The sequence below is a fragment of the Halomarina halobia genome (genome assembly GCF_029338575.1).
GTDB classification, from domain to species: Archaea; Halobacteriota; Halobacteria; order Halobacteriales; family Haloarculaceae; genus Halomarina; species Halomarina halobia.
Map to the genome: position 1 here is coordinate 928,533 of NZ_CP119992.1, position 13,558 is coordinate 942,090.

The 13,558-nt window shown below is 69.6% G+C and carries 14 protein-coding genes; 9 read left to right on the forward strand and 5 right to left on the reverse strand.

Translation table 11 applies throughout. The features are described from left to right. Positions 1-131 precede the first annotated feature (131 nt). Entirely contained in the window at positions 132-809 is a 678-nt protein-coding gene (locus P1K31_RS05025; protein ID WP_276305186.1) for an MBL fold metallo-hydrolase, read from the forward strand. Between the two features lie 103 nt (positions 810-912). Further along, positions 913-2,994 (forward strand): hypothetical protein, encoded by a 2,082-nt coding sequence (locus tag P1K31_RS05030; protein ID WP_276305187.1) that lies wholly within the window; start codon positions 913-915, stop codon positions 2,992-2,994. Here the strand turns inward: P1K31_RS05030 and P1K31_RS05035 are convergent, their stop codons facing one another. Next, a complete protein-coding gene (locus tag P1K31_RS05035) occupies positions 2,995-3,129 on the reverse strand; it encodes a DUF7503 family protein (protein WP_276305188.1) in 135 nt (44 codons plus the stop codon). Positions 3,130-3,281: 152 nt separating this feature from the next. Here P1K31_RS05035 and P1K31_RS05040 point away from each other — a divergent pair, with 152 nt between their 5' ends. Next, positions 3,282-3,683: a JAB/MPN domain protein-containing protein gene (locus P1K31_RS05040; protein WP_368410882.1), complete on the forward strand. Its 402-nt coding sequence runs from the start codon at positions 3,282-3,284 to the stop codon at positions 3,681-3,683. Here the strand turns inward: P1K31_RS05040 and P1K31_RS05045 are convergent. Then, positions 3,672-3,884, reverse strand: a complete 213-nt coding sequence (locus tag P1K31_RS05045; RefSeq protein WP_276305190.1) for a ribbon-helix-helix domain-containing protein — start codon at positions 3,882-3,884, stop codon at positions 3,672-3,674. The two genes, P1K31_RS05040 and P1K31_RS05045, sit on opposite strands and share 12 nt — an antisense overlap. A 185-nt stretch (positions 3,885-4,069) precedes the next feature. Here P1K31_RS05045 and P1K31_RS05050 point away from each other — a divergent pair, with 185 nt between their 5' ends. After that, entirely contained in the window at positions 4,070-4,399 is a 330-nt protein-coding gene (locus P1K31_RS05050; protein ID WP_276305191.1) for a DUF5789 family protein, read from the forward strand. Here the strand turns inward: P1K31_RS05050 and aglJ are convergent. Further along, entirely contained in the window at positions 4,376-5,410 is a 1,035-nt protein-coding gene (aglJ, locus tag P1K31_RS05055; protein ID WP_276305192.1) for an S-layer glycoprotein N-glycosyltransferase AglJ, read from the reverse strand. The two genes, P1K31_RS05050 and aglJ, sit on opposite strands and share 24 nt — an antisense overlap. A 72-nt stretch (positions 5,411-5,482) precedes the next feature. Further along, on the reverse strand, positions 5,483-5,632 hold the full coding sequence (locus P1K31_RS05060; RefSeq protein WP_276305193.1) for a DUF8595 family protein: 150 nt from the start codon (positions 5,630-5,632) through the stop codon (positions 5,483-5,485). A 108-nt stretch (positions 5,633-5,740) separates the two neighbouring features. Between P1K31_RS05060 and P1K31_RS05065 the strand changes: the two genes are divergently transcribed. Further along, entirely contained in the window at positions 5,741-6,580 is an 840-nt protein-coding gene (locus P1K31_RS05065) for a TrmB family transcriptional regulator (RefSeq protein ID WP_276305194.1), read from the forward strand. 131 nt (positions 6,581-6,711) lie between these two features. Further along, positions 6,712-7,653, forward strand: coding sequence for a formate/nitrite transporter family protein (locus P1K31_RS05070; RefSeq protein ID WP_276305195.1), 942 nt, complete (start codon positions 6,712-6,714; stop codon positions 7,651-7,653). Between the two features lie 50 nt (positions 7,654-7,703). On the opposite strand, the gene aglG is transcribed toward P1K31_RS05070, so the two are convergent. Further along, the gene (gene aglG / locus P1K31_RS05075) at positions 7,704-8,672 is read right to left on the reverse strand and encodes a glucosyl-dolichyl phosphate glucuronosyltransferase (protein WP_276305196.1); all 969 of its coding nucleotides are present in this window, start codon (positions 8,670-8,672) and stop codon (positions 7,704-7,706) included. A 162-nt stretch (positions 8,673-8,834) separates the two neighbouring features. Between aglG and P1K31_RS05080 the strand changes: the two genes are divergently transcribed. The 3 genes from P1K31_RS05080 (at position 8,835) to P1K31_RS05090 (ending at position 13,512) form a co-directional block, all read left to right on the forward strand. After that, positions 8,835-11,750 carry an oligosaccharyl transferase, archaeosortase A system-associated gene (locus tag P1K31_RS05080; protein ID WP_276305197.1) on the forward strand — a complete coding sequence of 972 codons (2,916 nt, stop codon included), beginning with the start codon at positions 8,835-8,837 and terminating at the stop codon, positions 11,748-11,750. Between the two features lie 4 nt (positions 11,751-11,754). Further along, positions 11,755-12,738 (forward strand): DUF368 domain-containing protein, encoded by a 984-nt coding sequence (locus tag P1K31_RS05085; protein ID WP_276305198.1) that lies wholly within the window; start codon positions 11,755-11,757, stop codon positions 12,736-12,738. Between the two features lie 102 nt (positions 12,739-12,840). Beyond that, entirely contained in the window at positions 12,841-13,512 is a 672-nt protein-coding gene (locus tag P1K31_RS05090) for a metal-dependent transcriptional regulator (protein ID WP_276305199.1), read from the forward strand. Positions 13,513-13,558: the final 46 nt, after the last annotated feature.

The window sequence follows — 13,558 nt, forward strand, 5'->3', positions numbered from 1 at the left end:
GAACGTTGGGCCGCCCGCGGCATAAACGTGCGAGGCTCCGGGAGAGCCCGAGGCGTGAGGAGAGCGAGTGCGCACCCCGGTCGGCGGCGCACATCAGACGATATATGTCCCGCGCGGACCAACTCGATCCCATGCCGATGAAAGGGTCCGGTCCGACGTCCCTCCGGGAGATCGACCGCTTCGAGGGCGGCGTCGGTTGGCTCGCCTACCCCGACGAGCGGATGCAACGCGCGAGCCACGCCCTCGCGACTGACGGCGAGGTGTGGCTGGTCGATCCCGTCGACGCGCGCGGGCTCGACGACCTGCTCTCCGACCTCGGGACCGTTCGGGGCGTCGTGCTCCTGCTCGACCGACACAGGCGCGACGCGGCGACGATCGCTCGCCGTCACGGCGTCGCCGTCCACCGTCCGTCGTGGATGTCGAACGTCGACGCCGAACTCGAGGTGCCGATCGACGACGTCGAGACGTCGCTCGACGGCACGGGGTTCCGGGTGCACAAACTCGTCGACTGGCCCGTCTGGCGGGAGGCGTACCTCTACGACGAGACCGACGGGACGCTCGTCGTCGCGGACGCGCTCGGGACCGCCCCGTACTTCTGCACGTCGGACGAGCGCATCGGCGTCCACCCGATGCTCCGGCCGCTCCCGCCGACGGAACTCGCCGACCTCGACGTCGAGCGCGTGCTGGTCGGACACGGCGAGGGAGTCCACGAGGACGCGACGCGTGCCGTCCGCGACGCGGTGACCAACGGCAGACGGCGGACCCCCGCGCTCTACGCCAGGACCGTTCGCGAGTTCGTCTTCGGCTAGCGCCCCGGACGAGTTTCCGCGATCCACGCGAAGGGTTTTTATCGTTCACCGACACTACACAGGTAGTCATGGGTATCCCGTCGGGCGTGGAGGCTGAGCTGCCGTGACGTTCGTCGCCGTCGAACCGCTGCCGGCAGGCGACGGCGTTCGGATCACGGACAGCATCGAGCGGCGTCAGTGTGACCTCGCTACGGCCACGTCCGTCGAACCGCGGTCGGTCTCCCCGCACCGCATCGCCCTTCCGGTGGACGCGGCGGCGGCGCTCACCACGAGCGCCGTGTCGCTCCCCCAGGTCGTCGCCACCTACGTCCGCGACCCCGACGGCGCGCTCGTCCACGAGGTGACGCACTTCGAGGACCGAACGCTCCCCGCCGGCGTCTACCACGTCGAACTGAGTGCCCCCGTCAAGCTCTACCTCCGCGTCGAGGGACCCTGCACCGTGCACCTCGACGACGGCTCGACGACGATCGAGTTCGACCGCGAGCGCGAGGTGATCGTCGGTGCCCGCTCGTACCACGAGCGCCCCGCCGCGACGATCACCACCACCGACGACCCGGAGGACGTGATGACGGCGATATCGTACCTCGGATCGGCGCTGAAGACGACCACGTGCGAGCGCTCGTTTCCCACCCTGCGCGGACATCCGCCGGCGATCGAACTCGGCGACGAGCTGTCGATACCCGACGGGCTGTCGGTGCCGGAGACGGGCGTGACGCTCGAACTGCCGCCGTCGCTCTCGGCGGCGTTCGTCGCCGCGCCGCTCGCCTACTACCTGGGCGCGCGGGTCGTTCCCGGCGACGAGCCACGACTCGTCACCGACGACGGCTTCGCCTACCCGCTCGACGGCCCCGACGGCTACGAGCGCGAGGTCGAGCGGGTCCTCAAGCACGTCTTCTTCCTGGACTGCCTCGTGCGCACCGAGGGGATCTATCCGGTCGACCTCGCGGAACGCCGGATCGTCGAGCGTCACCTCGACGCGGACCTCGACTTCGCCGCGCTGTACGACCGCCCGCTGGCCGAACAGCTGGAGTCGTACCTCTCGGTCCCGTTCGAGGCGCTCGCGCCGCACGCGCCGACGTGGAAGCAGACCGCGCACGTCGAGCCGATCCCGTCGGGCGTGGAGGCGCTCCCGTTTCTCGCCGACGACCTCGCGGTGATCCGCACGCCCGCGGGACACACCCCCGTCGCCACGGCCGCGTCGGCGGAGTCGATCGAGATGTTCATGCGGGGAGAGCCGGTCCGGGGCGAGGCGGCGCGCACGACCGGGAACGCCGCTCGCCCGCGCCTGGTCAGGCCCGCCAAGACGGACTCCCTGGAGGAGGTCTGGGTCGGTACCGACGCACCCGTCGGTGCCACCAAGGCGTCCCCGACCGCGTTCCGCAACCGCCTCGAGCAGCGCCCGAAGAGCGGCGACCTGAGCATCGTCGTCGTCTGTAACGACGAGTCGATGCTCGACGAGCACGACGACGCTCGCGGCGTCTACGGGTCGCGCGCGAACCTCCCCTTCGACGTGACGGTCTACCGGGACCTGACGACCGACCGACTCCGCCTGGTCCTCGAATCCGAGATCGACTACTTCCACTACATCGGCCACATCGAGGACGGCGGCTTCCAGTGCTCCGACGGACTGCTCGACGCCCGGACGCTCGACGCCGTCGGCATGAACGCGTTCTTCCTCAACGCCTGCGCCTCCTACGAACAGGGGATGGCGCTCATCGACGCGGGGGCCATCGGCGGCGTCGCCACGCTCGATCCCGTCATCAACACCGGCGCGACCGCCGTCGGGCGGACGATGGCGCGCCTGCTCAACAGCGGCTTCACGCTCCGGGCCGCGCTCGACGTCGCGCGCGAGGAGAGCGTCGTCGGCGGACAGTACCTCGTCGTCGGGGACGGGAACGTGGACATCGCCCACGCCGAGAGCCTCGTACCCGTCCTCTCGACCGTCGAGTCGGCCGGCGACCGGTACGAGGTGACCATCCGGACCTACCCGACCGGTAGCGCGGGGATGGGCACGACGTTCACCCCCGCCATGAAGGGCTACGAGACGTGCTCGCTGATCCCCGGTGAACTGCGGACGTTCTCGCTCACCCGAGAAGAGTTCGAAGCGTTTCTCTCGCTCGACGATTCGCCGGTTCGGCTCGACGGTCGGCTGATCTGGAGTTCGTCGCTCGTTCTCGACGACTGATTACGGACCCGGGTTCGCCGTACCCCACCCGGCCATCGCCGTCCCCGCCTGCGAGAGCAGCAGCAGGACCGTGAACAGGACGCCGGCCATCTTCGGGTGCTCCGCCACGTACTCCGCGATGCTGTTGTCGGACATACAGAATACTAATCAGCGCGCACAATCATAAATTTTTTGTCATAAAAGACTGTACGTTAGCAAATTCAATTTAGAAAAAATATAGTCACAAACTGTCTCACGGGATAAGACTCGTCAGCTAACTTAAGATGTTCGGAATCGTATCGTGCTCCGTGATCTACGTCACCCGCGGACTGGTCGACGGACTGCTGGAGTTCGCCCGCGAGCGTGATCCCGAATCGGTGACGATCGGGCTGCTGGTCACTCCCGCGGCGTCGCTCGACGGCGTCTCCCACCTCGACCCGGAGCTCCCCGTGTTCACGCACTTCTACATGCCGGAGACCGCGCCCTCGGTGCGCGCGGTCTTCGGGGTCGACCTCGGAACGCCGCGGACGCAGGGCCGGTTCGTCTCGCACCCGGACGGACACCTCGGGCTGAAGAAGTCCGACGACCTGCACGAGGTCGTGTTCGTCGCCGTCCCGCCGTGGGAGGGCGTCGTCCCCTTCGACCGGAGCGGGCGTCGACGCGAGTTCACGGTCCTCGACGCGACGCCCCCGGCGGAGTCAGTCTCGTAGATATCCCAGGTCCCGAAGCTGCTTCGCGATCTCCTCGAACTCCGCCTCGCTCAGGCCCCCGGTCCGCTGGTGCTGGATGACGATGCTCCGCAGGAGGAACCGGACCAGGTCGCTCGTGCTCGAGAAGCTCGTCCCCTCGATGGTCTCCTCGACCCGCTCCGCGAGCGGCTTCGGTATCGACACCGTGGTGTACTCCGTCATGAGAGGGCGTATCGGCCAGACGCCCATATCCGTTGGGTTGTCCGCGCGACTCGTTGCGGTAGAAGCGTCGATCGCCGCCCGTTCGAAGCCGAGTTACCGGACGCTCGGCCGCCGCACCTCGCCGACGATCCACGAGACGCCGGAATTGCGCAGGTTTTTCGAGGCGTCGCCCCGAGTTCCCGCTCATGGGCGTTCGACCCCCGACCGACGACAACCTGGACGAACCCGACACGCTGGCGTTCGGCATCGCCGCGCTCGACGAGCGACTGGAGCGGGCGGACCTGGTGTTTCCGGCCGACGCGGCGGACGTCCGGGCCGCCGTCGGCGACGAAGCCATCCCGTACGACGCGTCGGGCGGAACGATGACCGTCGCCGAGGCGCTCGACGAGACCTCGGCGGCGCACTTCGAGCACAAGGGAGAGCTACTGAACGCGTTACATCCGGTCTTCGAGGAACGGCGCCAGCGGGCCGCGCCCGGCTTCCTGGGACGGCTACGCTCGCTCGTCCCGTTCTAGCGGCGAGCGCTCGTAGTCCCCGGCGGGGGACTCGCGCTCGCCGTCGGCGCGCTCCCGCCGGCCGTCGTCGGGGCGCGACTCGTCGAAGTGCGCCGCGAGCCGATCGTTCAGCTCCTCCAGGCGGCGCGTCTGCTCCCGGTTGACCACCACGACCATGTCGGAGAGGACCCCGAAGGCGAGCAGTTGCGCCCCGAGGAGGATGGCGACGCCGGAGACGACGGCGATCGCCTCGTGGGAGATGTTCCGCGTGAACCACTCGATCCCGACGTAGCCCGCGAGCGTCGCGCCGACGAGCACGAGCAGGATGCCGACGCTCCCGAAGTAGAAGAGGGGGTTGTTCGTCTTCGCCAGCGCGTAGAGCGCGACGATGATGCGCCCGCCGTCGCTGAACGGGCTGAGGTTCGTGTCGGACTCGTCCGGCCGGGAGTGGTAGCTCACCGGGACGACGGCCGTGGTGACCCGGTGCTTGACGCACTCGACGGCGAGCTCCGTCTCGATGGTGAAGCCGTTCGCGGTGAGTTCGAACCGTCGCACCGAGTCGAGGGTGAACGCCCGGTAGCCGCTCAGGATGTCGCCGAAGTTCCGGCCGTGGATGACCTCGAACGCGGTGTTGATGAACCGGTTCCCCATCCTGTTGAGGCGGGTCATCGCGCCGGGACGCATGTCCGCGAAGCGGTCGCCGATGACGTGTTGCGCGCGCCCGTCGAGTAGCGGTTCGAGCATCGCCGGGGCGTCGGCGGGGTCGTACGTCGCGTCGCCGTCGATCATCAACACGTACGGCGCGGTGATGTAGTCGAGCGCCTCGCGGACGGCCTGCCCCTTGCCGGTCCTCGACTGTTCGATCACGCGCGCGCCGTGCTCACGGGCGATGTCCTGCGTCCCGTCGGTCGAGTGCCCGTCGACGACGAGCACGTTGTCGAACCCCTGCTCCCGGAACCCGTCTACGACCCTACCGATGGTCTCGCCTTCCTGGTAGGTCGGGACGAGGACGCACACCTGCGAGTCGGTCATTACCTGAAGTCGTCCACCGACTCGCAAAAACCCCTCGGCCGATCGCCGCCGTCCACCCCGACGTATCCGACGTTACCGCGTCGCGCCCGCCGTCTCCTGGCGGGCCGCCTCTGCCTTCTCGCGCTGCTCGCTCAGGTGCTCCCACACCTCGGCGCACCCGCACCCGTCTTCGAGCTCGTCCAGGTGATGCCGATCGTCATCGCGGCGGTCTTGATCTGCCATGGTTACTCGTTATCCGAGTAACTAGGGAGCATCGCATATAGATCTTTGGGAGGAGACGGTTTCCCCGCTCATCGGCGCGCTTACGGTCCCCCGGGGTGAGTGGCGGGTATGAGCGAGACGGACGTGTTCGAGCGCCTCGGGCTGACCGAGTACGAGCGGACCGCCCTCACGGAACTGCTCTCGCTCGGGCGGACGACGGCTCCCAACCTCGCCGAGGCGGCGGGCATCCCCAAGGCGCGGGTGTACGGCGTGCTCGACGCGCTCGCCGACCGGGGGTTCGTGAAGGTCATCCCGGGCCGTCCGAAACAGTACCTCCCGCGACCGCCGGAGGAGATCCTCGACCGGGCCGAGGAGAACCAGCGCCAGGCCTACGAGGAGTTCGTCCGGGACATCGAGGCCGAGCGGGAGGCGTTCCTCGCGGAGTTCGGCCCGCGCTTCGAGCGCGCCGGCCAGGAGGTCACCGCCGCGGAGGAACTGTTCTACGTCGTCGACGTGGGCGAGCCGAGCGAGACGGAGACCAAGCGAATCTACCACGAGGCCCGCGAGCGCGTGCGCGTCCTCACGAAGGCCTTCGAGTACATCGAGACGGTGGAACCGGCCGTCGCGGACGCCGTCGAGCGCGGACTCGACGTGCGGGTGCTCATGCTCCACCCCGGGAACCTCTCGCCCCCGAACCGCGAGCGACAGGCCGAACTCGTCGAGTACATCGAGCGGGAGTACCCCGAGATCGGCATCCGCTTCAGCCTCGAAGCGCTGCCGTTTCGCGGGACGCTCGCCGACCCGACCATGGACTACGACGACGGGACGGCCATCCTCCTCGTGCAGGCGGACGACGTGCCGAACCACCTCCGGGAGGCCGTCATCACCGAGAACGGCGCGTTCGTCGCCGGTCTCAACCGCTACTTCGATCTCATCTGGGACCACGAGAGCAGCGAGTACCGGGAGTGAATCGCGAACCCTTCGAAACACCCACGGGGATGTGAGCTAGCCGAGGGACGTAAGGGGCGTGGGGTGTTCTCACCCAGGTACGTCGCGGAGTCGCGTGGAGGAACCACCGAGCGCCGGCGCACCCAGAGACAATGAGTCAGGACGACGGGAAGGAGGACGTCAGGGAAGCGATCGATCAATCGGCGAGCGGCGCGCCGGCGGCCGGCGAGGCCGTCCGCGACATGTTCTCGGCGGACGAGATCTTCCAGCGGATCGTCGCCTCGGCGAACGCCGAGATCGACTCGTCCGGCCGGGAGCTGTTCTTCAGCGGGCTCGCCGCGGGGTTCGCGATCACGCTGACGTTCCTGCTGCACGCCGTGTTGACCGCGGCGGTCCCGAACGACCGGACCCACCTCCTCGGGAGCCTGCTGTACCCCGTCGGGTTCGTCTACATCATCATGGGTCGCTACCAGCTGTACACGGAGAACACGCTGCCCCCCGTGGCGCTCACGCTGACCCGCGTCATCAGCGTTCCGTCGCTCCTCCGAGTCTGGGGCGTCGTGCTGGTGGCGAACGTCACCGGCGCGGCGCTCGGCGCGTTCGTGCTCGCGCACAGCGGCGTGATGACGCCCGAGGTGGCGAAGGTGGGTGCCGAGTTCGCCTCGAAGGCGGTCGAGACCCCGTGGTGGGACCTCTTCTTCAAGGCCGTGTTCGCGGGGTGGCTCGTCGCGGGGCTGGTCTGGCTCCTCCACGCGTCGCGCGATTCGGTCACCCGGTTCGTCCTCGTGTTCGTGATCTTCCTGTGCATCCCCGTCGCCGAACTGTACCACGTCGTCGTCTCCACCTGCGACGCGTTCTACTACGTCTTCGAGGAGGGGGCCGCCGTGCTCCCGGTGCTCTGGGACTTCGTGTTCCCCGTCCTCCTCGGGAACACGGTCGGCGGCGTCTTCCTCGTCACCCTCGTGAACTACGCACAGACCCAGCGGCGCATCCCGGGCGACGAGCACGAGCGCCGCGTGCTCGGCTACAGGGAGTGGCTGCTGGGCGGGATCGCCGACCGCGGCCGGTCGGGGTCAGCACAGCAGGACGACTGACGGGACCGACGGCGGTCGCCGTCGGTCGTCGCGCCGACGGGCGATCCGACTCACCGCCACTTGACGTAGCCGTAGAGGTACCCGAACCCGACGGCCGCCGTCAGGACGAGCAGGGCGAGTAACTGGGCGGCCCGCTCCGTCGACGGGTCGGCGACCAGCCCCCGCAGGCGCGAGGGGACGAACCGGGTGAACAGGTCGCCGAGGAACTCGCCCTCCTCCCCCGTCGATTCGGGGACGAACACCTCCATCCCCCGCTTCGAGTACCCCTGCCAGAACGCCCGCCGGACGAGCCACAGCGGGTCGGTCCGGTAGTCGAAGATCTTGTGTGCGACGACGGCGTCCGGCGTGTAGTAGACGCCAGTCCCGTACTCCGCGCGGAGGCGGGCGCAGAGCTCCGTCTCGCCGCCCTGGAGGTGCCTGTCGCCCCTGCGTCCGCCGATGTCGGTGTCGAAGCCTCCCAGTTCGTCGAACACCTCGCGGCGGAACGAGATGTTCGAGCCGAACGTGTTCCGGACCTCGCCCGGACCGTCCGCGAACCCCCGGTGGGTGACGCCGACGAGCCAGTAGAACTCCGCGGGGAGGAACCCGGGGCGGCCGGCGACCCACTCGGGGACCATCTTCCCGCCCGCCGCGAGCACGCGATCGCGAGCCGGATTCCCCCGACCGGGGTCCGAACAGGCACGCTCGCCGCCCGCGTCGTACGCGGCGACGAGTTCCTCCAGCCAGCGCTCGTCGGCGAGGGCGTCGTCGTCGATGAACGCGACCACGTCCCCCTCGGCGACGGCGGCCCCGGCGTTGCGCGCGGCCAGCAGCCCGGCGTTCGGCTCCTGCAGGTGGACCCGCACGTCCTCGCGGTCGCCGTAGTCGTCGAGCGCGCGCTCGTAGACGGCCTCGCTCCCGTCGCTGACGACGATGACTTCCCGGTCCTCGTAGGTGCCCGAGAGCACGCTCTCTACGGCCTCGCGGAGGTCGGGGTAGCGGTCGGTGGTGTGCGTACAGACGACGACCGAGACGCGCATGGTCGTCACCACTTCCGGGCGGTACAATGGCGTTTTCCTTTCCCGACGGCCCCCTCGAACGCGCCGCGTCCTCGAGAGCGCCGCGCTCGCGGCGCTCCGATTTCTTTCACGACTGACGTGAGGTCAGAAGGCTTATGGGCGCGTTGGGACTTCCTCAGTTCAATGAGCCAACGCACGGAGCAGGAGGACCGGCTCTCGCTCGACACGGACGCCGTCCTCGACCGCGTGCAGGAGCTGTACCACGTTCCCGTGCTCGCCCTCCTCCTCGCATACATGCTCTGGATACGGGTGCAGTCGTGGGAGAACTTCCTGATCGACGGTCGGGTCCTGTTCAACGGTAACGACGCCTGGTACCACCTCCGCACGACGACGTACTCCGTCCGGAACTGGCCGTTCACGATGCCCTTCGACCCGTGGACCTACTTCCCCTACGGGACGGCGTCGGGGCAGTTCGGGACGTTCTACGACCAGCTCGTCGCGACGGCCGCCATCGTCGTCGGCCTGTTCTACCCCGGCCCGCAGTCGGAGGCGACGGCGATGACGCTGCTGTTCGCCCCGGCGGTCATCGGTGCCCTCACGGCGATCCCCGGCTACTACCTCGGCAGGCGCTTCGGCGGCCGTCTCGGCGGGGTCATCGCCGTGGTCGTCCTCGCGCTGACGCCGGGGGCGTTCCTCTGGCGCTCGCTGGTCGGCTTCTCCGACCACCACGCCGCGGAGGCGCTCTTCCAGGCGGTCGCAGTGCTGAGCGTCGTCGTCGCCGTCGCCGTCGCCGAGCGCGAGAAGCCCATCTACGAACAGTTCACCCAGCGCGACTTCGACGCGCTCCGCGGGACGCTCCTCTACTCCGCGCTCGCCGGGCTCGGCATCGCGATGTACGTCTGGGTGTGGCCGCCGGGCGTCCTCATCCTCGGCATCCTCGGGCCATTCCTCCTGGTCCACCTCGTCGTGACGTACCTCCGCGGGCGCAGCCCGGAGCACGTTGCCATCGCCGGGGTCGTCATGCTCGTGGTCGCGGCGCTGCTCGTCTCGATCCGCACCTCCACGGTCGCGATCACCGCGACCGACTTCTCGATCCTACAGCCGGGGCTCATGCTCGCGCTCGCGGCCGGGCTGGTGGTCATGGGCGTCCTCGCCCGGGAACTCGAGGCCCGCGGGATCTCCCCGCTCGCCTACCCCGGCGTCATCCTCGGCGCGGCGGTCGTCGCCGTCGGCCTGATGGCCGTCGCGACCCCCGGCCTCTTCGACTACTTCGTCGGGCAGGTCCTCCGCGTGTTCGGGCTGGACGCGACCGCGCAGGCGCGCACCGTCGGCGAGGCCCAGCCGATCCCGCGCGACCAGTGGGGGCAGTTCCTCTTCAACTCCTACGGACTCGCCTACTACGCGGCCGCGACGGGCGGGCTGGTCCTGCTCGGTCGGTACGTCCAGGAGGACGAGCCCCGCGGGGACGCGCTGCTCGTCGTCATCTGGATGGTGCTCATGACGCTCGCGACGTTCACCCAGCAGCGCTTCGACTACTACCTCGCGGTGCCCGTCGCCACGCTCACCGCGGCGCTGGTCGGCGAGATCGTCGGGTTCGTCGGCCTCGACGACGTGCGGCGGGCGAAGAACGTCGACGCGGCGCAGGTGATGGTCGTCGCGGCCGTCGTGCTCGTCCTCCTCGTTCCGTTCACGTCGGGGTCGGTCCTCGCCGGACCCGTGTTCCAGGCGACGCAGACGGGCACCTACACCGGCCCCGGCGAGTCCGCCCAGTGGGAGGACAGCCTCCTGTGGATGGCGAACAACACGCCGGAGGAGGGCCAGTACGCCGACCCGGACGGCGAGCCGATGGAGTACTACGGGACGTACGCCCGGACCGACGACTTCGACTACCCCGACGGGGCGTACGGCGTGATGGCGTGGTGGGACTACGGCCACTTCATCACCGTCCAGGGCGAGCGCATCCCGAACGCCAACCCGTTCCAGCAGGGCGCGGTCGACGCCGCGAACTTCCTGCTCGCGCCGAACGAGACGCACGCGAACGAACTCGCGACGGAGGGCGAGCAGAACACGCGATACGTGATGATCGACTGGAAGCTCGCGCGGGCGGGCTCTGACAAGTACTTCGCGCCCGCCGTCTTCGACACGCAGGGGGTCGGCCTCTCAGAGCTGTACGGCTACGTCTACGATCAGAACGGGCAGCGGGTCGTCACGATGCACGGGGACCGCCACTACGAGAGCATGCGCGTGCGGCTGTACACGTTCCACGGGAGCGCCGCCAGCCCGCGCCTGCCGGACGGCCGCGTGCCGGTCATCGACTGGGAGCCGCGCACCTACGGGAACGGCCAGACCCTGCCCAGCACGCCCGACAACGCCTCCAACGTGGTTCGCTTCTTCGACAGCATGGAGGAGGCCGAGCGGTTCGTCGAGGAGGACGGCACCGCGCAGGTCGGCGGCCTCGAAGGCATCCCGACCAAGCGCATCCCCGCGCTCGAACACTACCGGCTAGTGCACGCGAGCGAGTCGTCCCGCCAGGGAACGCCGTGGGTGAAGACCTTCGAGCGCGTCGACGGCGCGAACGTCACTGGACAGGGGCCGCCCGACTCGACCGTGACCGCGCGCGTCCAGATGGAGATGCCCGACGGGGGGACGTTCACCTACGCCCAGCAGGCCCAGACCGACGCGCAGGGGAACTTCGAGATGACCCTCCCCTACTCCACGACGGGGTACGACCAGTGGGGACCGGAGGAGGGTCGCACCGACGTCAGCGTCCGCGCGACCGGTCCCTACGAGTTCGTCGCGTTCACGCAGGGCGGTGGGGGCAACGCCTCGGTGACGACGTGGAACGCCACCGCCGACGTGAGCGAGGCGCAGGTCATCGGCGAGGACGACAGCCCCGTGCAGGTGTCGATGGAACGGGCGAGCGTCGATACGCCGGAGGGGGCCAACGCGACGAACGGGACGAACGCCACGAACGGAACGGCCAACCTGACGACGCCCGCCGCGTCGCTTGGGGGACCGAGCGAGCCGTCCGACCGACGGGCCGCGGCCCCGACTCCGGGACCGGCCGCAACCCACATCCCGCTCGCCCGCCCCGCATAACGAAATGGCACTTCGAGACTGGGTCGGTATCTACCTGAAGGGCGTCGCGATGGGGGCGGCCGACGCCGTTCCGGGCGTCTCCGGCGGGACGATCGCGCTCATCACCGGCATCTACGAGCGGCTCATCACCGCCATCACGAACCTCGACCCGCGGGCGCTCCTGCTCCTCCCGGGGGCGGTGAGCGCCGACGGTCGGGCGCGGCTTCGCACCCGACTCGTCGGGATGGACCTCCCGTTCCTGCTCGCGCTCGGCGCGGGCATTCTGACCGCCCTCGTCACCGTCTCGCGGGCGGTCGAGCACGCCTCGGAGGCGACGCCGGCGCTCCTGTTTGCCTTCTTCTTCGGCCTCATCGCCGCCAGCGCCGTCGTCCTGTACGGCGAGGTGGACGTGAGCACGCCGGGGCGCGCGCTTGCGGGGCTCGCGGGGGTCGCCCTCGCGTTCGCGGTCGCGGGCGAGGTCGCCGGGGCGCTCCCGCACACGCTCCCGGTCGTGACCGTCGCCGGCGCGGTCGCCATCTGCGCGATGATCCTCCCGGGCATCTCGGGGGCGTTCATCCTGCTGCTGCTCGGCCAGTACATCTACCTGACCGGGACGCTCTCGGCGTTCGTCGACGCCCTCCTCGTCGCCGCCCGCGGGGGAGGCGCGGGCGCGCTCGTCGAGTCCGGCACCGTCGTCGCCGCGTTCGGCCTCGGCGCGGTCGTCGGGCTGTTCACCGTCGCGCACGCCGTGAAGTACGCGCTGACGCGGTACCGCGCGGCGACGCTCACGTTCCTCGTGAGCCTGATGGTGGGCGCGCTCCGCTATCCGGCGGAGCGGGTCGCGGAGAACGTCGACGCGTGGACGCTCGGGAGCGCCTCCCCCGTCCTCGTCGCGGCCGTCGTCGGCGGGGCGCTCGTCGTCGCGGTGGACCACTACACCGACGACCTCGACCTGGACGGGGAGGCGTCCGAGGAGTCGGCCGCGCGCGCGGCCGGCGGAAGCAGGTAGCCCCTCCGTTCGGTACCGCTTCGTCGACCGGTTCGTCCCGCGAGCGGTGGACGGCGACGCGGACAGGGGAACGGTTTTACCGGGGGAGCGCCGAGTACACGCATGCTCAGCGACGTGATGGAGGACTACCTCAAGACCATCTACATTCTCCAGCGGGAGACGGGAGAGCGCGTCTCCACGTCCGCCATCGCTGAGCGGTTGGAGGTCACCCCGCCCACGGTCACGAGCATGCTCGACAAACTCGAGGAGCGGGGGCTGGTCGAGCGCGAGAAGTACAAGGGGGTGACGCTCACCCCCGAGGGCGAGACCGTCGCCATCGAGGTGCTCCGTCACCACCGCCTCATCGAGGCCTACCTCGCGGAGGCGCTCGACTACGACTGGACGGACGTCCACGAGGAGGCCGACCGCCTCGAACACCACATCAGCGAGCGCTTCGAGTCGCGGATCGCCGAGGCGCTCGGCGATCCGTCGGTCGACCCGCACGGCGATCCCATCCCCGGCGCGGACCTCGCGCCGCCCGAGGACGCCCCCGGCAAGCGCCTCGACGAGTGCGCGGTGGGCGACCGCGTCGTCGTCCAGCGCGTCCGCCACCGCACCGGCGAGGAGCTGCGCTACCTCGCGGAGTCGGGCGTCGAACCCGGCACCGAGATCGAGGTCGTCGAGATCGCCCCCTTCGGGATGATCACCGTCGAGGGCGACGCGGGTCGCCAGAGCCTCCCCGCCGATGTGGCCCGCCAGATCCGGGTCGCGCCGGTCGCCGTCCCACAGGAGTAGCTCGACCCGTCGCCCGGTTACTGACCCGTTACTCGATCACTCACTA